Below are 21282 nucleotides of genomic sequence, written 5' to 3' on the forward strand. Positions count from 1 at the left end.
CGTGCCCCGGACAGGGCGCGCCTGCACACGGCCGCCGCGTACGACCCCTGCACACCACCGTGATCTCACGCCCGCCGAAACGCCAAGTCGTCCGGTGCATACCCCCTCGTACAGGGCAGATCTGTCGAAGACACGTATGACGCTCGGAGACTCTCATGACCAGCACGAACACCTTCACCAAAGCCCAGAAGGGACCGGGCGTGACCACCGCCGCGACGACCAGTGCGCACACCCCGAGCGGCTCCGCCACGCGACAGGACCCGGCGCCGGAAGAGACCGGGGCCCACGCGTCCTTCGGCCGCCTCAAACGGATCGAGGCGGGCCTGCTGGACGTCGGCTACGCCGAGTTGGGCCCCGCGGACGGCCCCGCGGTCGTCCTGCTGCACGGCTGGCCGTACGACATCCACAACTTCGCCGACGCCGCACCACACATGGCGGCCGAGGGCTACCGCGTGATCGTGCCCTACCTGCGCGGCTTCGGCACGACCCGGTTCCGTTCCGACGAGACGTTCCGCAACGGTCAGCAGGCGGCGGTCGCTCTCGACATCATCGCGCTGATGGACGCTCTTGGGATCGGCAAGGCCGTGCTCGCCGGCTTCGACTGGGGCGCGCGAACCGCCACCGTCATCGGAGCCCTGTGGCCGGAACGCTGCACGGCCCTGGTCCCGGTGAGCGGCTATCGCATCACCGACCTGCGCGACAACCTCCGGCCCAAGTCCCCCGAGGCCGAGCGCGCATGGTGGTACATGTTCTACTTCGGCACCCCGCGTGGCAAGAACGCCATGGAGGACAGGGCCACGCGCAGCGACCTGACCCGGTACCTCTGGGAACTCGTCTCGCCGACCTGGGACTTCGACGACGCCACCTTCGAGCGCACCGCCGCCGCCTTCGACAACCCCGACCACGTCGCCGTCGTGCTGCACTACTACCGCTGGCGGCTCGGCCTCGCCGACGGCGAACGCCGCTACGACCCGTACGAGGAGCGACTCGCCGCGCGTCCGGCCGTCACGGTTCCGACCATCGCCGTCGACGGGGGCAGCGACCCGTTCACGGACCCGCCCGGCGACGGCTCCGCGTGGCGCGACAGATTCACCGGAACGTACGAGCACCGTCTGCTGAAGGACGCCGGCCACAACCTGCCCCAGGAGGCCCCGGCGGAGTTCGCCCAGGTCGTCATCGACGCCGGGCGCCTCTGATCGGACCTCGGCCGATGCCGGCCGCTGTGGCTCAGACCTCGGCGGGAGCCCGCCGCTTCTGGGCCGGTGGTTGAGTTGCTGACGTGGCGCGAAGACGACGGTCGTGGCGTCAGTGGGCCAAAACCTCGTACTTCACCCGCATGACCCCGGCACCGACGTCGCCGATGGCGGCGAAGGCGGCCCTGGACAGGTCGAGGCAGCGGCCGCCGACGTACGGGCCCCGGTCGTTGATGCGGACGGTCACCGACTCGCCGCTGTGCGGGTTCGTGACGCGTACCTTGCTGCCCAGCGGCAGGGTCTTGTGCGCGGCGGTCATGGCGGCGGGGTTGAAGCGCTCACCGCTCGCCGTCAGCTGGGGCTCGCCGTAGTACGAGGCGCCACACCTGCCGGACGACAGCACCCGGAACGTCGGCTTCTTCGCCTCGTTCTTGACGGTCCTGGCAGCCGGCTCAGGGGCGCTGGTCTCCCGCTCCGAGGTCTTGGCGGACGCGGAGGATCCGGTCGCGCGCGGGGTTCCGGTCGGTCGCGGGGAACGGGTGCTCTTCGGCCTGGACGCGGCCGGTGGCTGCTGGGGTGCCGCGCCCTGGTTCGGGGGCATGGGTACGGAGTCCGTCTTGGTGCTGCTGGGGACGGCGGAGGGCGGGTTCGGAGTCGTCGCCGCGCGCTTGGAGGAGTCGTCGTTGCCGATGGCCGCCCAGGCGGTGGTCGAGGCGGCTGCCACGACGGCCGCACCGATCGCGACGGTGGTCCAGCGGCGCTTGTTCACGGACGACTTGCGGGCGTCGGGGGACGGCGTGCGGGAGTGCTGGCCCAAGGTAAACCACGGTCCTCAGTAGGGGAAAAGGCGAGGAAAGGCCGGACCGTGGGGGAGCGAGGGCGTCGCGGCGGCCGATCCGTCGGCGGGGCAGGGGCCCCGCGCGGCGAGCACGAACATATGCGACAAATGCCAGGTAAAGGCAACTTAAAGGGATGTTCAGTGAAATATCTCACTTATGCCACAAGAGTGCCCAGATCGCCAAGCGTAAGCCTGGATCTTCGCCTTTCAGGCGAACGCCGCAACACACCTTCGACCGCACGCAAGCCCCGGTCCGCCGCAGCGCGGGGGTGGGGGCGCCATGAACCGCAGGACACGGGGATGCAAGGGGCAGGGACGTGGGCGGCGGCGGCGGTGCCAGCCATAGGCGCGTGGTGCTAGCCGAAGCGTGCAGTGTCGGGTGGGTGGTGTCGGCGAAAGGTGGGTGGTGTCGGCTACCAAGGCGTCGGCAGTGCTCCGCCCTTCAGGCGGGGGTGAAGCCGACTCTCCCGTGCGGCGGGGCAGGGGTGGACGAATCGCTGTCAAGGCGATTCGTCGTCTCCGGCTACGGTGTTGAGCGCCACCTCGATCAGGTGCACGATCTCGGAGTTGAGGGACCGGCGATCGGTCTGGGCCTGGGTGAGCAGCCGGGCGTGTACGTCGTCGGGGAGTCTGAGCGTGATCCGGATCATGACACCACTGTAGTGTCATCTGCGGTAAGATCGGATGGTGCAGCTGCGTTACAACTTCCGCCTCTACCCGGCCGCCGGTCAGCGTCAAGCGCTGGCCAGGGCGTTCGGGTGCGCGCGGACGGTGTTCAACGACGGGCTGCGCGCAAGGCAAGAGGCCCGCGAGAACGGGCTGCGGTATATCTCGGACGGGGACCTGTCCAAGCAGGTGATCACGCAGGCGAAGAAGACGCCGGAACGGGCATGGCTGGGCGAGGTGTCGGCCGTGGTGCTTCAGCAGGCGCTCGCCGACCTGAACATCGCCTGTCGCAACTTCTTCGCCTCGATCACCGGGAAGCGAAAGGGCTCGAAGGTCGCGCCGCCCCGGTTCCGGTCGCGCAAGGACAACCGGCAAGCGGTCCGGTTCACCAGGAACGCCCGGTTCGCGATCACCCGTGGCGGGAAGCTGTGCCTGCCGAAGATCGGCGACGTGCCGATTCGTTGGTCCCGGGACCTGCCCGCCGAGCCGTCCTCAGTGACGGTGATCAAGGACGCCGCAGGACGGTACTTCGCGTCGTTCGTGGTCGAGACGGCCGACGAGCCGCTGCTGGACTCGCCGAACGAGATCGGCATCGATCTGGGGCTGACGCATTTCGCGGTCACCTCGGACGGCCGCAAGATCGCCAACCCGCGCATCCTGCGGCGCGCGGCGAAGAAGCTCCGCAAGGCACAGCAAGCGCTGAGCAGGAAAGAGAAGGGCTCGGCGAACCGGGCCAAGGCCAGGCTGAAGGTCGCCAAGGCGCACGCCCAGGTGGCCGGCACGCGCCGGGACTTCGCACACAAGCTCTCCACACAGATCATCCGCGACAACCAAGCGGTGTACGTGGAGGAGCTTGCCGTGAAGGGTATGGCGCGCACGAAGCTGGCCAAGTCGGTGCACGACGCGGGCTGGTCGCAGTTCGTGAACATGCTGGAGTACAAGGCGAAGCGGTACGGCCGCACCTTCGCCAAGATCGACCGCTGGTTCCCGTCGAGCAAGCTGTGCTCGGCCTGCGGAACCGTCGCAGACAAGATGCCGTTGAACATCCGGTCGTGGACCTGCCCGTGTGGGGCGGTCCACGACAGGGACGTGAACGCGGCGATCAACATCCTCACCGCCGGACGGGCGGAGAGGTTAAACGCCTGCGGAGGGACCGTAAGACCCGCCGCCTAGCGGAGGGCAGGACCCAGAGAAACAGGAAGCCATCAGAAGTGCCGCACGCGCGGCACAGGCTGAATCCCCAGCCTTCAGACTGGGGAGCGTGTCAAAGCATGAGGGAGCGGACCGTGTCGACCGTGTCGGCGTCCTCGACGCGCTTGTCGGGCCGGTAGCGGAGTACGCGGGCGAAGCGTAGCGCCATGCCACCCGGATAGCGGGGCGAGCGTTGCACCCCGTCGAAGGCGATCTCCACCACGAGCTCAGGCCGCAGGACGACCGTCCACTCGTCCGTCGGGCCCTCCGCGAGCTCAAGGAAGCGCGCGGTCTGCCACGCCAGCAGTTCGTCCGTCAGGCCCTTGAAGGTCTTGCCGAGCATCACGAACCCGCCCTCCGGGTCGCGCGCGCCCAGATGGAGGTTGGACAGTTTGCCCTCGCGCCGGCCGTGGCCCCATTCGGCGGCCAGGACCACGAGGTCGAGCGTGTGACGGGGCTTGACCTTGATCCAGCCCGCTCCCCGCCGCCCGGCCGCGTAGGGGGAGGTGAGGGATTTGACGACCAGGCCCTCGTGGCCCGCCCTGACCACGTCGGTGAAGAACTTCTCCGCCTCCGACACGTCCCCCGTCACCAGCCGCGGCGTCAGCAGACCCGGCGGGACCGCGCCGGCCAGGGCCTCCTGGCGCTGGGCGTAGGGCAGGTCGAGCAGGTCGGCGCCGTCGACGCGCAGGGCGTCGAAGAAGAACACGCTCAACGGCGTCTGCTCGCGCAACCGCTCGACGTTGGTCTTGCTGGAGACGCGGCTCGCCGTCACCTGGAACGGGTGCGGCCGGCCGTCGGGCCGCAGGGCGATCACCTCTCCGTCGAGGACCAGGTCGTCGGAGGGCATGGCGAGGACCGCCTCGACCAGCTCGGGGACCTGGGCGGTGATGTCGTCGAGCGTACGGGTGAAGACCTTCACGGCCGAAGGGCCGGAGCGGTGGGCCTGAACGCGTACGCCGTCGAGCTTCCACTCCAGCGCCGCCGGCGTGCCGGCCTTCTCCAGGGCGGCGGCCACATTGGGCGCGCTGCCCGCCAGCATCGGTGAGACCGCACGCCCCACCTCCAGCCGGAACGCGCGCAGCGCCTCGACCCCGCCGCCCAGCGCCGCCGCCCCGACGGCCGGGAGCCAGCCGCGCAGGGTGAGCGCGCGCCGCACGTCGGCGGACGGCGCACCGGACGCCTTGGCCACGGCCTCGATCATGACGCCGTCGAGCGCGCCCTGCCGCAGCTCGCCGTGCAGCAACCGGCTCATGAACTGCTGCTCCTGGCTCGTCAGGCCCGCGAACAGCTCGGCCACCAGGGCCTTGCGGGCCGCCTGCGAGCCCTGGCCTGACACGGCCTTGATGCGGCTCAGCAGCTCGTCGACCGCCGTGAGCGTGGCGGTGGCGGCCAGCTTGGGCTGCGGGATGTCCTCCAGCGTGCGCCAGCCCACCCCGACCTGCCGCTGCGGCAGCTCGCCCGAGAGGTAGGAGATGGCGATCTCCGCCTCGTCAGGGCCGACTCGGCCCAGCAGCTCCGCCAGATGGCCGATCTTGCCGAGCCTGGCGGACGTGCGTGTCACCGCCTCCGAAACCCGCACCACGTCGATCAGAAGCACACGCCTATGGTGCCTCACGCAGGTGACATTTCCCTACCCGATATCGGCACACTCGCGGAGTGTGTCGGCGCGGCCGACAAATCTGGCGAGAAGAGGGCGAGAAGAGGGCGAAGCGAGTGGGTGAGCGGTGGGCCGTGCCGGCGCCGGATCGTGGAAGCCGACCGGCGCCGGGCACGCCGTACCGCGCGGGGCGACGGAACGAGGCGTCGCGTCGCGTGAAGCGGTGGGACGTCGGTTGGACGTCACACCGCGGGCGGCGGACGGGACGTCAGCTCACGCCGAGCAGGTCGACGACGAAGATGAGCGTCTCCTTCGGCTTGATGCGCGGCGGGGCGCCACGGTCGCCGTAGCCGAGGTGCGGCGGGATGACGAGCTTGCGCCGGCCGCCGACCTTCATGCCCGCGACGCCCTGGTCCCAGCCCCCGATGACGCGCCCGGCGCCGAGCGGGAACTCGAACGGCTGGCCGCGGTTCCACGACGCGTCGAACTCCTCCCCGGACGAGAACGAGACGCCCACGTAATGGACGCGGACGGTCTGACCGGGCTTGGCCTCGGGGCCGTCGCCCACGGTCAGGTCCTCGATCTCCAGGTCGGCGGGCGGGTTGCCCCCCGGGAAGTCGATCTCGGGCTTTTCGAGTGCCACGAAGTGCTCCTGTTGACGATTGTTGTCGATGAGAACGGACCCGACGACTCTATGCGGTCGGGATATGGTCGTCGTTCATGGCCGCCCTTTCGCCCGACACGATCCTGCTCACCGGCCGTGTGGCCGTCGTCACCGGAGCGGCCAGAGGCATCGGGCTGGCCACGGCGCGGGCGTTCGCGGCCTTAGGCGCTCACGTCGCGGTCTGCGACCGCGACAAGCCGGAGGCCGAGCTGGCCATGACGCTCGACGTGCGCGACCACGTGGCGGTCGAGGTCTTCGCCCAGGCCGTACGCGAGCGCTGGGGCCGGGTGGACGTGCTGGTCAACAACGCGGGCGGCACCTTCCACGCCGGGTTCGCCGAGACCTCGGCGCGCGGCGAGCAGATCCTGATCGAGGAGAACTTCACCCAGGTCACCGGCATGATCAGGCGGTTGCTGCCGTTGATGCCGCCGGGCGCGTCGATCATCAACGTGACGTCGAGCGAGGCGCACCAGGCGGCGCCGGGGTTCGCGGTGTACGCGGCGATGAAGGCCGGTCTGGAGAGCCTGACGAAGTCGCTGGCGCTGGAGCTGGCCCCCAGAGGCATCAGGGTGAACGCGATCGCGCCCGACGCGATCCAGACGGCCGGGGAGTCGGGCGTGCGGGCGCGCATGCTGGCCGGCTCACTGCCCTACGAGCCGGTACGCGTGCCGCCGCTGGGTCACCTGGGCGATCCAGGCGACGCCGCGGCGGCGGCCGTGTTCCTGGCCGGCGATCTGGCCAGGTTCGTGACGGGGACGACGCTGCACGTGGACGGCGGCATCAACGCGGCGGGTGGCTGGCGTAGATCCTGACGCCGGCGAGCCCCGCACGCGTCGTCCCGGCGTGCCCCTGGGGCCCGAGCAGGCGGCCCGGTCACCAGCTCTGGTGCAAGGGCATGCCCTCCGTGTACCCCGACGAGCTCTGGATCCCCACGACCGCCTGCGCGTGGAACTCCTCCAGGTTCGACGCCCCCGCGTACGTGCACGCGGACCGCAGCCCGGCCACGATGGCGTCGATCTGGTCCTCCACGCTGGGCCGCTTCGGGTCCAGATACATCCTGGACGTTGAGATGCCCTCCTCGAACAGCGCCTTCCTGGCCCGCTCGAACGCCGAGTCCTCGGCCGTCCGCAGCCGCACGGCCCGCGCCGAGGCCATGCCGAAGTTCTCCTTGTACTTGCGCCCGGAGGCATCGGTACGGGTGTCGCCGGGCGACTCGTACGTGCCCGCGAACCACGAGCCGATCATCACGTTGGAGGCCCCGGCGGCCAGGGCGAGGGCCACGTCCCGAGGATGGCGCACGCCCCCGTCCGCCCACGCGTGCCGGCCCAGGCGGCGGGCCTCGGCGGCGCACTCCAGCACGGCCGAGAACTGGGGACGCCCGACGCCGGTCATCATCCGGGTGGTGCACATGGCGCCGGGCCCGACGCCGACCTTGAGGATGTCGGCCCCGGCGTCCACCAGGTCGCGCACGCCGGCGGCGGTCACCACGTTGCCGGCCGCGACGGGCACGCCGGGGTCGAGGGCGGTGACGGCGCGCAGGGCGCTGATCATCTTCTCCTGGTGGCCGTGCGCGGTGTCGACGACCAGGCAGTCGACGCCCGCTTCGAGCAGTTCCTTGGCCTTGGCGGCCACGTCGCCGTTCACGCCGACGGCGGCGGCGATGCGCAGCCGGCCCTGAGCGTCCACGGCGGGCTGGTAGAGGGTGGCGCGCAGGGCGCCGGTACGGGTGAGGATGCCGACCAGCCGCCCGTCCCCGTCCACGATGGGCGCCAGCCGGTGCCGCCCCTCGTGCAGGCGGTCGAAGGCCGTGCGCGGGTCGAGCCCGGCGGGCAGGGTGAGCAGCTCGCTCGACATGACCTGGGCGAGCTGGGTGTACATGTCGACGCCCTGGCAGTCGGCCTCGGTCACGACGCCCACGGGCCGGTTCTCCCAGTCGACCACGATGATCGCGTTGTGGGCGCGCTTGGGCAGCAGTTGCAGGGCCTCGCCGACGGTGTCGTGCGGGGTCAGGGTGAGCGGCGTGTCGTGGACGAGGTCGCGCTTCTTGACCCAGTCGACGACGTTCGCCACGACGTCCAGGGGGATGTCCTGAGGGATCACGGTGATGCCGCCGCGGCGCGCCACGGTCTCGGCCATGCGGCGGCCGGCCACGGCGGTCATGTTGGCCACGACGAGGGGGATGGTGGTGCCGGTGCCGTCGTTCGTCGACAGGTCGACTGCGAGCCGGGAACCCACCGCCGAACGTGAAGGAACCATGAACACGTCGCTATAGGTCAGGTCGTATTGCGGCTCGAGGTCGTTGAGAAATCTCACGTTCATCCATCTTATGTGCGGACAGCTTAACTAGGGGTTTCCCCCTTTCTCGGGGGCTTATGATCGGCCGGGACACATTTGGGGGAGGGGGAGGGTCTGTGAACGTCACCGAACGAGGCGAGCTGATCGTGGTCGGCTTCGCCGTGCGCACGAGCAACGCCGACGAGATGGATCCGGCCCGGGCCAGGCTGCCCGGGCTCTGGCAGCGGGCAGGGGTGCCGGGGGCCTTCGCACACGTGCCCGGCCGCGTGGACGAAAACCTCTACGCGGTGCTGACCGACTACGAGAGCGACCACCACGGCGCCTACACGCAGATCGTCGGCACGGGCGTGCGTACGGCGCCGCGGCTGCCCGAGGGCATGGTGGCCGTGCGGGTGCCGGCAGGTCAGGCGCTGAAGCTGGAGGCGCGCGGCCCGATGCCGCAGGCGCTGGTCGAGTCGTGGCAGGAGGTGTGGAAGCACACCGAGTCGGGCGGTACGCCGTCGCGCTCGTTCACGACCGACCTCGAAGTGCACCACCGCGACGGCGTCGACCTCTACATCGCCGTCTGACCGAAAACATCCCAACGGCCGGAACGAGGGGCCGGGATACACGGGCCGGGAGGACGAGAGAGCCCGGTCAGATGCCGAGTGCGACGGCCGCCGCTTCGACGGCCGTCGGCTTGACCTCCTCCAGCGCCAGCTCGGCGTACTCCACCACACAGTCCGACATGCCGCCCAGCGCCACCGTCGCCCGGATGTGCTGCTCCCGCGTCAGGTCGGGCCCGAGCAGCAGGGCGACGATCTGCCGCCGCCAGCCGAACATGCGCGTGCCCAGGTCGAGGTGGCTCAGCGTGGACAGGTCGCGCACCATCATGACGATCACGTCGCGGTGCCGCCACATCAGGTCGAAGTAGTCGCCCAGCAACCGCCTGGGATCGCCGCCGGCCGGCTCGCGGTCGTCGACGAACCGCTGGAAGTCCTCGATCAGCGGCTGCACGATGCTGCGCACCAGGTCGTCGCGTGAGGCGAAGTGGTAGTAGAGCGCGGGCTTGGTCAGGCCCAGCCGTTCGGAGATCTGGCGCAGGCTGGTGTTCTGCACGCCTTGCTCGACGAACAGTTCGCGGGCGACCGCCAGGATGCGGCTCTTCGTGTCACCGGGCATGCAGCCCACCCTAGTACTTACCTAACGTTAAGTAAGCACGCGTGCTACCGTCTTACTTAACGTTAGGTAAGGAGGAGCGATGAGGATCCTGATCTCCGGAGCGAGCGTGGCGGGGCCGGTGCTGGCGTACTGGCTCGTCCGCGCGGGCTTCGACGTCACCGTGGTCGAGCGCGCGCCCGCTCCGCGCAAGACGGGCGGGCACGCGGTCGACCTGTTCCGGCCCGCGATGGACATCGTGGAACGCATGGGCGCGCTGGAGCCGGTCATGGCGCATGCGACCGGCACGCACACGCTCACCATGCACACCGAGAACGGCGCGCGAGCGGCCGAGCTGGAGATGCGCAGGCTCATGGGGGCCTTCTCCGACCGGCACGCCGAGATCATGCGCGACGACCTGAGCGAGATCTTCCACGACCTCACCCGCGACGACGTCGGCTACGTCTTCGGCGACTCGATCACGTCGATCACGCAGGACGGGGAGGTGACGTTCGAGCGCGGCGCGCCGGCCGCGTACGACCTGGTGATCGGCGCCGACGGCCTGCACTCCAACGTGCGCCGCCTGGTGTTCGGCCCCGAGGAGGACTTCACCACCTGGATCGGCGCCTACCTGGCCGTCGCGTCGGTGCCCAACCACCTGGGTCTCGACCGCAGGGTCGAGGGCCTCGTGGGGGTGGACAGGACGGCCGCGATGTACGGGGCGGCGCACATGGAGGACGCGCGGGCGGTGTTCCTCTTCAGGACGCCGCGCCCGCTCGACTACCACCACAGGGACGTCGCCCGGCAGAAGGAGCTGCTGCGCGATCACTTCGGCGACGCCGGCTGGGAGGTGCCGAGGCTCCTGGACGAGGCGGACCGCTCGCCCGCCTTCTACTTCGACTCGATCACCCAGCTCCGCCTCGACACCTGGTCACAGGGCCGGGTGACGCTGGTGGGCGACGCGGGATACTGCCCGGGGCCCGCGGTCGGGGGCAGCACGAGCCTGGCGGTGGTGGGGGCGTACGTGCTCGCGGGAGAGCTGGCCGCCTGCGACGGCGACCACACGCGGGCCTTCCCCGCCTACGAGGCCGAGCTCGGCGAGTACGTGCGCCGCAGCCGGACGTTCGCGGTCAACGCCGCGCGGAGTCTCATGCCCGGCGGCCGCTTCGGGCTGTGGGCGCTCAACCGCGGCCTGCGGCTGGTCAACCGCCTGCCGACCGCCCTGACCAAGGCCGTGGCGCAGGGGACGAGCAGAGGCGTGCGCCTGCACGACTCGATCGTGCTCAAGGACTACGCGGCGAAGGACGGTCGCACGCCCTCACGCGAGCACTCCAAGGGCGCGTAGTTTGTCCGCCTCCTCTGCCGGCAGGCCCCACTCCGACAGGTCGGTCAGGCGGGTGGCGGGGGAGAGGCCCTGGCGGGGCGTCCCGAGCAGCCGGGGCGCGGGCACCGGATGGGTCACGCCGCTCACCTGGACGAACGATTCCCTGGCGACGTTGTGCGGATGGGCGGCGGCCTCGGCCATGGACAGCACGGGCGAGACGCAGGCGTCCGAGCCCTCGAAGAGGGCCTCCCACTCGGCCCGCGTGCGCTTCCTGAACTCCTCGGCCAGGCGTGCCCGCAGCGCGGGCCACTGGGCCCGGTCGTTCCTGTCGGGCAGGTCGGTCAGGCCCATGAGGCCGACCATCGCCTCCCAGAACTGCGGCTCCAGCGCGCCCACGGCCATGTGCTCGCCGTCGGCCGTCTCGTAGGTGTCGTACTGCGGGGCGCCGGTGTCGAGCAGGTTGGTGCCGCGCGGGCCCCAGTGGCCGCTCTGCACCGCCTGGTAGAACATGGAGAACAGGATGGCCGCCCCGTCCACCATGGCCGCGTCGATCACCCGTCCGGCGCCGGTGCGCTCCCGTTCGAACAGGGCGAGCAGCACCCCGTACGCGAGCATGAGCCCGCCTCCGGCGAAGTCGCCCAGGATGTTCATCGGCGGCGTCGGCCGCTCGCCCTCGTGCCCCAGCATGGACAGCACGCCCGAGACCGCGATGTAGTCGATGTCGTGCCCGGCCGTCGGGGCGAGCGGGCCGTCCTGGCCCCAGCCGGTCATCCGGCCGTAGACGAGCCGTTCGTTGACCGCGTGCAGGTCGGCGGGCCCGATGCCGAGCCGTTCCGCCACGCCCGGCCGGAACACCTCGATCACCACGTCGGCGTGGCGCACAAGCTCCTTGAACGCGGCCACGCCCTCGGGCGACTTCAGATCCAGCCCGATCGTGTGCTTGCCGCGGTCCATGACGTCGGCGCGGGGGCGGTCGGAAACCGCTCCGACCCGGTCGACTCGCAGGACTTCGGCGCCGTGATCGGCTAGCATCATCCCCGCGAACGGCCCAGGAGCGAGCCCGGCGAGCTCCAGCACTCGCACACCGGACAGGGGACCCTGGCGAACCTCAGGCATCGGACTCTCCTCGTTGCTGACCCTGCCTCAGTAGAACAACATTCGGTGATCTGGTGCAAGCGGCCTTTCCGACTTCCCGCGAAGTCCCGGGAGGTATGGGAAACTTGCCCACTGTTCGGGTGGTCTACAGGCGGTCGCGTTCAGCGTCCGTCTGCAGCAGGCGCGTGCGCCGCTACAGGGGTAGGACATGGTTTCGGATGGCAACCGGCTCATCGCAGGGCGCTACCAGTTACTGCGCGAACTGGGTCGCGGGGGGATGGGCGTGGTCTGGGAAGGCCGCGACACACTGCTGAACCGGCAGGTGGCGATCAAGGAGGTGCTGCTGCCCGACGGGCTGTCGCCGGGCGACCAGGAGCGTCAGCTGCTGCGCACCGCCCGCGAGGCACGCACCGCGGCGAAGCTCAATCACCCTTCGGTCGTCGCGGTCTACGACGTCGTCGAGGAGGGCGGCCGGCCGTGGATCGTGATGGAGCTGGTCAGCCATCCCTCGGTCGAGCAGGTCGTGCTGACGACGGGCGCGCTGCCCGTGCGCGAGGCGGCGAGCGTGGGCCGGCAGGTGCTGTCCGCCCTGCGGGCCGCCCACGCGGCCGGCATCCTGCACCGCGACGTCAAGCCGAGCAACATCCTGCTGTCCGACGACGGCCGGGCCGTGCTCATGGACTTCGGCATCGCCACCGTCGAGGGTGACGCGTCGCTGACGCGGACCGGCATGGTCACGGGCTCGCCGAGCTTCCTGGCGCCGGAACGGGTCCGCGCCGAGAACGCCGGCCCCGAGTCCGACCTGTGGTCGCTGGGCGCCACGCTGTACGCGTGCATGGTCGGCCGCTCCCCGTTCGAGCGCGGCGACGCCATGGCCACGCTCAACGCGCTGCTCACCGAGGAGCCCGACTACCGCAGGATCCCGCCGATCATGCACCCGATCCTGAAGGGCCTGCTCCGCAAGGAGCCCCAGGACCGGGTGGGCGTCGAGGAGGCGGACCAGCTGCTCGCGGCCATCCTCGCCGCCAAGCCCGCCAGCGCCGACCTCGACTCGCCCAGAGAGCGCAAGAAGGGCTCGGGCCCCGGCCGGGCGCTGCTCGCGGCGGCCGCCACGGTCGTGCTGGTCGTCACCGGCGGCACGGTGGCCTACTTCAGGACCGCCTCGCCCGCCGAAGGCGCGCCGCGCACCACCACGCAGCCGGCCGCGGCGACCAGCCCGCTCACGCCGACCGCGGCACCGACGCCGAGCACGACGCCGTCCGCGACCCCGTCGCCCAGCGTGACCAGGCTCGCCCCGGCCGTGCGGGCGTGGCGGTCCAAGGACGGCTGGTCGATCATGCGGCCGATCGGCTGGCGCGGAGCGCTCGGCGAGGGCTACACCGAATGGACCCGCAGAGACGGCAACGCCCACGTCGGGGTCGAGTCCTTCTACGCCAACCGCGACGCCAACCAGGTCATGCGCGACTCGGAGGAGCGGCTCAAGGCCGAGGCCCAGACCGTGATCAACCGCGGCCGCAGGATCGTCTCGCACCGAGGCGTCAAGGCCGTGGAGTGGGAGTTCACCTGGATCGCGGGCGAGACGAGCGACGCGCCCTGGGTCCGGCCCGGCACCCGCTACCACGAGGTCCGGCGGGTCGTCTCGACCGGGGACGCCGCCTACCTGCTGTCGTGGACGGTGGCCGAGGGGCAGTGGGTGCGCAGCAGAGCCCTGATGCGCCAGGTGATCGCCAGCTTTACTGTGAGGGCATGAGTCCCTGGAACCTGCTCGCCCTGCCGCCCCTCCCCGAGGAGCTCATCCGCCGCCTCCTGGCCCCGCTCGGCGACCGGGTGACCATACGCGTCCCGGCCACCCGTGACCGTGCGGCGCTCCTCGCGGCGCTGCCTGAGGCGGAGATCGTGCTCGGCGACTGGACGGGCGCGCTCGTCCTGGACGCGGAGGCGGTCGCGGCGGCGCCCCGGCTGGCATTCGTGCAGCAGCCGTCGGTGGGCGTGGACGGTCACGACCTCGCCGCTCTGAGCGCCGCGGGCGTGCCCCTGGCCAACACGCCGGGCGTCAGCGCCGTGGCGGTCTCCGAGTGGTGCCTGGCCGCGGCCATGTCGCTGGCGCGCAAGCTGGGCGCCGCCGACGCGGCCGTACGCGCCGGAGAGTGGCCCCAGCAGGGGCTGCAGCCGCGCGAGCTGCACGGGCAGCGGGTCGGGATCGTCGGCTACGGCCCGATCGGCGTCGCCTGCGCCCGGCTGTTCCGCGCGCTCGGCTGCGAGGTCTCCTACTGGACGCGCACCCCGCGCGAGGACCCCGGCCACACCGACCTGGACACGCTCGTCGCCGGCAGCGACGTGCTGGTCGTCGTGATCGCGCTGTCGGACGAGACCAGAGGGCTGATCGACCCCGCGCGCATGAAGCAGGGCGCCCTGCTCGTCAACGCGGCCAGGGGCGGCGTGGTGGACCAGGGCTCGCTCGTCACCGCCCTGCGCGAGGGCTACCTGGGCGGGGCCGCCCTCGACGTGTTCGACGTCGAACCGCTGCCCGCCGGCGACCCGCTGCGGGAGCTGCCGAACGTCCTGCTCTCCCCGCACGCGGCCGGCGTCACCCCCGAGGCCAGCGGCCGGCTGCTCGCCGCAACCGTGGAAAATCTGGCCGCCGCGGTCGAGGGTGGGGAGGTGAACAGCGTGGTCAACGGCGTAATGCCGGTGATCTTCAGGAAGTTTACGCAATCGCCTGCTACGTAGGGGATTCACCTGGCACGATGAACAGTTTTCGTGTCTTTAACGACCCCGGTCTGGTCCGGATCGGCCATGGGAGATACCGTCTTACGGACGATCTCTACCAGCTCAAGGGGGTGCTCTCGTGACGACGAAGATGTCGACACACCGACGGGCAGTAGAGCAGATCCGGCAGTCGTACGCCGAGATTCCCGGCGACGCCGCGCCCCGCCTGGCCAAGTCCACGTCCAACCTGTTCAGGTTCCGCGACGGCGGCAGGACGGCCAAGCTCTCGGCCAGAGACCTCGACGAGGTCATCAGCGTCGACCCTGAGACCATGACGGCCGAGGTCCAGGGCATGACCACGTACGAGCACCTGGTGGACGCCACGCTGCCGCACGGGCTCATGCCGTACGTGGTGCCTCAGCTCAAGACGATCACGCTGGGCGGGGCCGTGACCGGGCTCGGCATCGAGTCCACCAGCTTCAGGGACGGGCTGCCGCACGAGTCGGTGGAGGAGCTGGAGATCCTCACCGGCGACGGGCGCGTGGTGGTGGCCCGCGACGACAACGAGCACCGCGAGCTGTTCCGCGCGTTCCCCAACTCCTACGGCACGCTCGGCTACGCGCTGCGGATCAGGATCAAGCTGCGCAAGGTGCAGCCGTACGTGCACCTGACCCACCTCAAGTTCACCGACGCGGGCAAGTGCATGCTGGCCATGCAGGAGATCAGCGAGAGCATGGTCCACGACGGCGAGAGCGTCGACTTCATCGACGGCGTCTTCTTCGAGCCGGGCGAGATGTACATCACGCTCGGCCGCTTCGCCGACCGCGCCCCCTACGTCTCCGACTACACCGGGATGCGGATCTACTACCAGTCGATCAGGCAGCGCAGCCGCGACTGGCTGACCGTCCGCGACTACCTGTGGCGCTGGGACACCGACTGGTTCTGGTGCTCGCGCGCCTTTGGAGTGCAGCAGCCGGTGGTCCGCTCGCTCATGCCGCGCCGCTGGATGCGCTCCGACGTCTACCGCCGCCTGGTGGCGCTCGACCGCAAGCACGGCCTGACCGCCCGCGTCGACAGGTGGCGCGGCCTGCCGGTGAGCGAGGCGGTGATCCAGGACGTCGAGGTCCCGGTCGAGCGCGGGGCGGAGTTCCTGGAGTTCTTTCACGACAAGGTGGGCATGACCCCGGTGTGGATGTGCCCGCTGCGGGCGGCCTCGCGGTGGCCGCTCTACCCGCTGGAGCCGGGCAAGCTCTACGTCAACTTCGGTTTCTGGGGAATGGTGCCGCTGCCGCGGGGGCAGTTCGACGGGTATTACAACCGGCTGATCGAGCACTCCGTGCACGAGCTCGACGGCCACAAGTCGCTCTACTCGACCTCGTTCTACGCCCGTGAGCGGTTCTGGCAGCTGTACAACGGCGACGCCTATTGGCCGGTCAAGCGGGATTACGACCCGAACGGTCGCCTGCTGGACCTGTACGAAAAGTGTGTACGGGGAAGGTGAGCAGATGGCTCTGGCAACCATCTTTGAAAAGATCGTCGGCCGCGAAGCGAACATCGCGTTCACGGCTTACGACGGAAGCAAGGCGGGGCCCGACGGCGCCGACCTCGCGATCGAGGTGAAGTCCCCGATCGCGGTGGCGTACCTGGCCCACGCACCGGGGGAGCTCGGCCTGGCCAGGGCATACGTGTCCGGCCATCTCGACGTCCAGGGCGACCTCTACGCGCTGCTGGACCGCATGTGGAACATCACGACCAACGACCTGACGACATCCGAGAAGCTGGCCGCCGTCCGCGCGCTGGGCGTCAAGCCCCTGCTCATGCGCGTGCCCCCGCCCCCGCAGGAGATGCGCCAGAGCGCGCTGGCCCGGCTGGGCTCCAGGCACGCCAAGCAGCGCGACGCCGAGGCCATCCACCACCACTACGACGTCTCGAACCGCTTCTACCGGTGGGTGCTCGGCCCGTCCATGGCCTACACCTGCGCCTGCTACCCGGGCGAGGACGCCACGCTGGAAGAGGCCCAGTTCGCCAAGTTCGACCTGGTGGCGCGCAAGCTCGGCCTTGAGCCCGGCATGCGTCTGCTCGACGTGGGCTGCGGCTGGGGCGGCATGGTCATGCACGCGGCCCAGCACTACGGCGTCAAGGCCCTCGGCGTCACGCTGAGCCGCCAGCAGGCGGAGTGGGCGCAGAAGGCCATCGCCGACGCGGGTCTGCAGGACCTGGCCGAGGTCCGGTTCATGGACTACCGCGACGTCAAGGAGACGGGCTTCGACGCGGTCAGCTCCATCGGCCTGACCGAGCACATCGGCAAGGACAACCTGCCGTCGTACTTCGATTTCCTGTACGGCAAGCTCAAGACCGGCGGCCGGCTGCTCAACCACTGCATCACCCGGCCGACGGGCAAGGAGAAGACGTTCAACAAGGGCGGCTTCATCAACCGCTACGTCTTCCCCGACGGGGAGCTGGAGTCGGTGGGCTGGCTGATCAGGCAGATGGAGGACCTCGGCTTCGAGATCCGCCACGAGGAGAACCTGCGCGAGCACTACGCCAAGACGCTGCGCCACTGGTGCGACAACCTCGATGCCAACTGGGACGACGCGGTGCAGGAGGTCGGCCTGGGCACGGCCCGGGTGTGGGCCCTTTACATGGCCGGCTGCATCGTCGGCTTCGAGCGCAACAAGGTCCAGTTGCACCAGGTGCTGGGCGTCAAGCTTGACCAGAACGGGCGCTCGGGCGTTCCGCTGCGGCCGTCCATCGACTGGCCCTGACAGATCGTCGGCCCTGACAGATCGTCTGGCACGGTCGGCAACCGAGTACGGCCGGATCACCTAGCACGGCCTGATCGTCGAACGGCGCGACAGGTCCGCGGGTCTCACCCCGCGGACCTGTCGCGCCGTTCCGCTGTGTGGGGCGTCTGTGTGCGGCCTCTTGTGCCCTCGCACAGCTTCTGCCCCGATGCATCGTGACTTTCACCGATTTTCGGCGAAAGGCTATGGGCAAGTCGGAAATTTCGCCTTATATTACGGCGCAGAGCAGCGTTATCCCCCTTGCTTTCCGACTCACGTGACCCGGCATCCGCCGACGGCCGGCCCGGCGATGCCGCACCCCCACCCGCGCCGTACCAGGGCGCCCTCAACGAGATGGGCCAAGTCATGCGGAGATTACCCCTCTTATCCGCTCTGCTGATCATCGCGCTCTCCTTCCTGACCGTCCCCGCCCACGCGACCGTCCCCGCACGCGCGGGCGCCGACGTGCCGCCACAGGTGCCGGGCGTCACCCTGCGCACCTATGACGTCCAGGTCGAGCTGTCCAAGATGTGCACGCTCAAGCCAGGACAGACGCCCAACGTGGACAAGCTGATGCCCGCGATCGACTGGACGTCCGACGCCGACTTCGGCCTCACCGACCTGTTCGTCACCGAGGTCACCGGCAACCTGTCCGTCCCGGCCGCCGGCACGTACGAGTTCCGGCTCATCAGCGACGACGGCTCCCGGCTGCGGATCGGCGACACCGTCGTGATCGTCAACGACGGCCGGCACGGGCCGATCGCGGTGGACGGCACGATCACGCTGACCGCCGGCTACCACCCGCTGCGCGTCGACCACTTCGAGCACCTGTACGGCCAGCAGCTCAGGCTGGAGTGGAAGCCGCCGGGCGCCCAGGCGTTCACCCTCGTCCCGACCGAGGCGCTGAGCACGGACGCGGACGTCGTCCGGGTGACCTCCCCCGGCCGCAAGGAGTGCGAGAGCGGCGCCGACTCCCCGGGCGACGGCCTGCCGCTGCAGGCGGTGCACCCCGACTACACCCTCACCGACCTGCGACCGGCCGGGTTCGAGCCGCAGGTGACCGCGATGGCCTGGCTGCCCGGCGGCCGGCTGGCGGTCACCACCTGGGGCGGCTCGGAGAACCGGCTCGGCGAGGTGTACCTGCTGAGCGGCGTGACCGGCACGACCTCCCCGGCGCGGGTGACCGCCAAGAAGATCGCCGAGGGGCTGCAGGAGCCCATGGGCATCGCGTACGTGGACGGCAAGCTGTACGTGTCGGAGAAGTCCCGCCTGGTGGAGCTGAACGACACGAACGGCGACGAGGTCACCGACTCCCTCAGGACGGTCGCGACCTGGCCGTTCGGCGGGAACTTCCACGAGTTCGCCTTCGGCCTGCTCTACCGGGGCGGTCACTTCTACCTCAACCTGTCGGTGGCCATCGACTACGGCGGCGCCACCACCGTCCCGCAGCCGGCCCGCGACCGGGGCGTGACCGTCAAGGTCAGCAAGGCGACCGGGAAGGTCGAGTATCTCGCCGGCGGCCTGCGCACCCCGAACGGCATCGGCTGGGGCCCGGACGACGACCTGTTCGTGCTGGACAACCAGGGCGGCTGGCTGCCGGCCTCGAAGCTGGTGCACATCGAGAAGGGCCGCTTCTTCAACCACTACACGACGCCCGAGGGCCTGTTCGACGCCGGGGCGGTGAGCCCGCCGGTGCTGTGGCTGCCGCACAACGAGATCGCCAACTCGCCCAGCACGCCGCTGCTGATGAAGCAGGGCAGGTACGCGGGTCAGCTCTTCTTCGGCGACGTCACGTACGGCGGGATCCAGCGGGCCTACCTGGAGAAGGTGAAGGGTGAGTACCAGGGCGCGGTGTTCCGGTTCACCCAGGGGCTCGAGGCGGGCGTCAACCGGATCAGCCTGGGGCCCGACGGTGCCATCTACGCCGGCGGCCTGGGCGCGGGCGGCAACTGGGGCCAGCCGGGCAAGCTCACCTACGGCCTGCAGAAGCTGACGCCCGGCAAGGAGAAGGCGTTCGACTTCCTGAAGATGCGGGCGATCGAGGGCGGCTTCGAGCTGGAGTACACCCAGCCGCTGTCGGCGGAGACGATCGAGTCGCTGGCCGGCCGCTACCAGCTCACCCAGTGGCGCTACGTCCCCGCCGTCACGTACGGCGGCCCGAAGGTGGATGAGGAGCCGCTGACCGTCACCTCGGCGAAGGCGTCGGGCCGGAAGGTCACGCTGAAGGTGGCCGGCCTGAAGCCGGGCCGGGTGGTGCACCTGCGCTCGCCGCGCCCGTTCAGCTCCGCCTCAGGGGAGCCGCTGTGGAGCACGGAGGCGTGGTACACGCTCAACTCGCTGCCCGGCGGCGCGAGCGCCGACACCACCTATGAGGCCGAGAGCGCGGCCCAGAGCGGCGGCGCGAAGCTGAACACCGATCACCCCAGCTACTCGGGATCCGGGTTCGTGGACGGCTACTGGAACGCGGGCGCCACGACGCGGTTCGCCGTCCAGGTGGAGCAGGCCGGCACCTACCACGTGGGCCTGCGTTACTCCAACGGCCCCGACCCGGCGCCCGGTACCAAGTCGCTCAGCGTGTACGTCAACGGCACCAAGGTCAGGCAGGCGCAACTGCCGTCCACGGGCACGTGGGACCTGTGGGCCACCCGGGTCGAGCCGCTGGCGCTGAAGGCGGGCGTCAACACGATCGCCTACCGCTACGACACCGGCGACACGGGCAACGTCAACCTGGACGCGATCACCGTGGCCGCCCGCCCGGTGCTGGAGGCCGAACGGGCCACGCTGCGCGGCGGTGCCGCGGTCAGCACCGCCCACCAGGGCTTCACCGGCACGGGCTTCGTGGACGGCTACAGCAAGCCGGGCGCGAGCACGTCGTTCTCCGTCCGGACCGACGCGGCAGGCACGTACAACGTCGGGCTGCGTTACGCGGCGGAGGCGGGCACGTCGGTGAGCGTGCACGTCAACGGCAAGAAGGTCAGGCAGGTACGGCTGGCCGCCACCGGCGGCCGGGACGCCTGGGAGGTGCAGACCGAGGCGCTGCCGCTCAAGCGCGGGACGAACACCGTCGTCTACCGCTACGACTCCGGCGACGGGGGCAATGCCGGGCTCGACCACGTCACGGTGTCGAAGGGGGAGCGGATCACCCTGTTCGACGGCTCCAGCCTGGCGGCGTGGGAGAGACGAGCCGGCGGTGCGGCGACGTGGCCGGTCGCGAACGGCTCGATGGAGTCGTACGGCGGCGACATCCGCACCCGGCGCACGTTCGGCGACTTCACCCTGCACGTCGAGTGGTACGAACCCGACTACCCGCCGGAGGTGACCGGCCAGCAGCGCGGCAACAGCGGCGTCTACCTGCAAGAACGCTATGAGGTGCAGGTGCTGGAGTCGTACGGCGACACCACGCCTGAGGCCAACGAGGCGGGCTCGATCTACTCCAAGCGCGCGCCCGACCGCAACATGGCCACCGCGCCCGGCACCTGGCAGACGTACGACATCACCTTCCGCGCGGCCCGCTTCACCAGCGCGGGCGCCAAGGTCGACGACGCCAGGGTGACGGTCGTCTGGAACGGGACGGTGGTGCACGACGACGTCGCGGTCGACGGCGGCACCGGCGACAACATCCCGGAGAACGCGGCCTCGGCCGGCATCCGCCTCCAGGACCACGGCGACCCGGGGGAGAACCCGCGCTTCCGCAACGTGTGGATCGAACCCGTCACCTGATCCGCGAGGGGGTCTGGCCCGGCCGGGGCCAGGCCCCTTGCGGCTCTTGATCGATCGGCCGGGAGAG

The 21282-nt window shown here is 70.3% G+C and carries 17 protein-coding genes; 10 read left to right on the forward strand and 7 right to left on the reverse strand.

Annotation, left to right across the window (positions count from 1 at the left end; genetic code table 11):
• The first annotated feature begins 155 nt into the window (after positions 1 to 155).
• Positions 156 to 1196, forward strand: a complete 1041-nt coding sequence (locus AB0C27_RS15025; protein WP_357843403.1) for an alpha/beta hydrolase — start codon at positions 156 to 158, stop codon at positions 1194 to 1196.
• A gap of 109 nt (positions 1197 to 1305) precedes the next feature.
• On the opposite strand, the gene AB0C27_RS15030 is transcribed toward AB0C27_RS15025, so the two are convergent.
• Both AB0C27_RS15030 and AB0C27_RS15035 read right to left on the reverse strand, forming a co-directional pair.
• Positions 1306 to 2010 carry a septal ring lytic transglycosylase RlpA family protein gene (locus AB0C27_RS15030; protein WP_357843406.1) on the reverse strand — a complete coding sequence of 235 codons (705 nt, stop codon included), beginning with the start codon at positions 2008 to 2010 and terminating at the stop codon, positions 1306 to 1308.
• 521 nt (positions 2011 to 2531) lie between these two features.
• A complete protein-coding gene (locus AB0C27_RS15035; RefSeq protein WP_357843409.1) occupies positions 2532 to 2681 on the reverse strand; it encodes an Arc family DNA-binding protein in 150 nt (49 codons plus the stop codon).
• 37 nt (positions 2682 to 2718) lie between these two features.
• Here AB0C27_RS15035 and AB0C27_RS15040 point away from each other — a divergent pair, with 37 nt between their 5' ends.
• A complete protein-coding gene (locus AB0C27_RS15040) occupies positions 2719 to 3870 on the forward strand; it encodes a transposase (protein ID WP_357845257.1) in 1152 nt (383 codons plus the stop codon).
• 91 nt (positions 3871 to 3961) lie between these two features.
• Here AB0C27_RS15040 and AB0C27_RS15045 read toward each other — a convergent pair whose 3' ends face one another.
• Together AB0C27_RS15045 and AB0C27_RS15050 are read right to left on the reverse strand one after the other, a co-directional pair.
• Entirely contained in the window at positions 3962 to 5488 is a 1527-nt protein-coding gene (locus AB0C27_RS15045) for an ATP-dependent DNA ligase (protein WP_357843412.1), read from the reverse strand.
• A gap of 268 nt (positions 5489 to 5756) precedes the next feature.
• Positions 5757 to 6131 (reverse strand): FKBP-type peptidyl-prolyl cis-trans isomerase, encoded by a 375-nt coding sequence (locus tag AB0C27_RS15050; RefSeq protein ID WP_346102799.1) that lies wholly within the window; start codon positions 6129 to 6131, stop codon positions 5757 to 5759.
• A 77-nt stretch (positions 6132 to 6208) separates the two neighbouring features.
• On the opposite strand from AB0C27_RS15050, the gene AB0C27_RS15055 reads away from it, so the two are divergent.
• A complete protein-coding gene (locus tag AB0C27_RS15055) occupies positions 6209 to 6964 on the forward strand; it encodes an SDR family oxidoreductase (RefSeq protein WP_357843415.1) in 756 nt (251 codons plus the stop codon).
• 61 nt (positions 6965 to 7025) lie between these two features.
• On the opposite strand, the gene AB0C27_RS15060 is transcribed toward AB0C27_RS15055, so the two are convergent.
• A complete protein-coding gene (locus AB0C27_RS15060; protein WP_357843418.1) occupies positions 7026 to 8465 on the reverse strand; it encodes a GuaB1 family IMP dehydrogenase-related protein in 1440 nt (479 codons plus the stop codon).
• A gap of 98 nt (positions 8466 to 8563) precedes the next feature.
• Between AB0C27_RS15060 and AB0C27_RS15065 the strand changes: the two genes are divergently transcribed.
• Positions 8564 to 9016, forward strand: coding sequence for an effector binding domain-containing protein (locus tag AB0C27_RS15065; RefSeq protein ID WP_357843421.1), 453 nt, complete (start codon positions 8564 to 8566; stop codon positions 9014 to 9016).
• A 67-nt stretch (positions 9017 to 9083) separates the two neighbouring features.
• On the opposite strand, the gene AB0C27_RS15070 is transcribed toward AB0C27_RS15065, so the two are convergent.
• A complete protein-coding gene (locus AB0C27_RS15070; protein ID WP_357843424.1) occupies positions 9084 to 9608 on the reverse strand; it encodes a helix-turn-helix domain-containing protein in 525 nt (174 codons plus the stop codon).
• Positions 9609 to 9687: 79 nt separating this feature from the next.
• On the opposite strand from AB0C27_RS15070, the gene AB0C27_RS15075 reads away from it, so the two are divergent.
• A complete protein-coding gene (locus tag AB0C27_RS15075) occupies positions 9688 to 10929 on the forward strand; it encodes an FAD-dependent monooxygenase (RefSeq protein ID WP_357843427.1) in 1242 nt (413 codons plus the stop codon).
• On the opposite strand, the gene AB0C27_RS15080 is transcribed toward AB0C27_RS15075, so the two are convergent.
• Positions 10903 to 12024, reverse strand: coding sequence for a CaiB/BaiF CoA-transferase family protein (locus tag AB0C27_RS15080; RefSeq protein WP_357843430.1), 1122 nt, complete (start codon positions 12022 to 12024; stop codon positions 10903 to 10905). The two genes, AB0C27_RS15075 and AB0C27_RS15080, sit on opposite strands and share 27 nt — an antisense overlap.
• A 187-nt stretch (positions 12025 to 12211) precedes the next feature.
• Here AB0C27_RS15080 and AB0C27_RS15085 point away from each other — a divergent pair, with 187 nt between their 5' ends.
• The 5 genes from AB0C27_RS15085 (at position 12212) to AB0C27_RS15105 (ending at position 21215) form a co-directional block, all read left to right on the forward strand.
• Positions 12212 to 13753, forward strand: coding sequence for a protein kinase (locus AB0C27_RS15085; RefSeq protein ID WP_357843433.1), 1542 nt, complete (start codon positions 12212 to 12214; stop codon positions 13751 to 13753).
• Entirely contained in the window at positions 13750 to 14733 is a 984-nt protein-coding gene (locus tag AB0C27_RS15090) for a 2-hydroxyacid dehydrogenase (protein WP_357843436.1), read from the forward strand. The genes AB0C27_RS15085 and AB0C27_RS15090 overlap by 4 nt, the downstream gene beginning before the upstream one ends.
• A 130-nt stretch (positions 14734 to 14863) precedes the next feature.
• Positions 14864 to 16213: an FAD-binding oxidoreductase gene (locus AB0C27_RS15095; RefSeq protein ID WP_357845260.1), complete on the forward strand. Its 1350-nt coding sequence runs from the start codon at positions 14864 to 14866 to the stop codon at positions 16211 to 16213.
• Between the two features lie 4 nt (positions 16214 to 16217).
• Positions 16218 to 17477, forward strand: a complete 1260-nt coding sequence (locus AB0C27_RS15100; protein ID WP_357843439.1) for a cyclopropane-fatty-acyl-phospholipid synthase family protein — start codon at positions 16218 to 16220, stop codon at positions 17475 to 17477.
• A gap of 384 nt (positions 17478 to 17861) precedes the next feature.
• Entirely contained in the window at positions 17862 to 21215 is a 3354-nt protein-coding gene (locus AB0C27_RS15105) for a family 16 glycoside hydrolase (RefSeq protein ID WP_357843441.1), read from the forward strand.
• The last annotated feature ends 67 nt before the right edge of the window (positions 21216 to 21282 follow it).

This window comes from Nonomuraea sp. NPDC048882, from assembly GCF_040649755.1.
GTDB classification, from domain to species: domain Bacteria; phylum Actinomycetota; class Actinomycetes; order Streptosporangiales; family Streptosporangiaceae; genus Nonomuraea; species Nonomuraea maheshkhaliensis.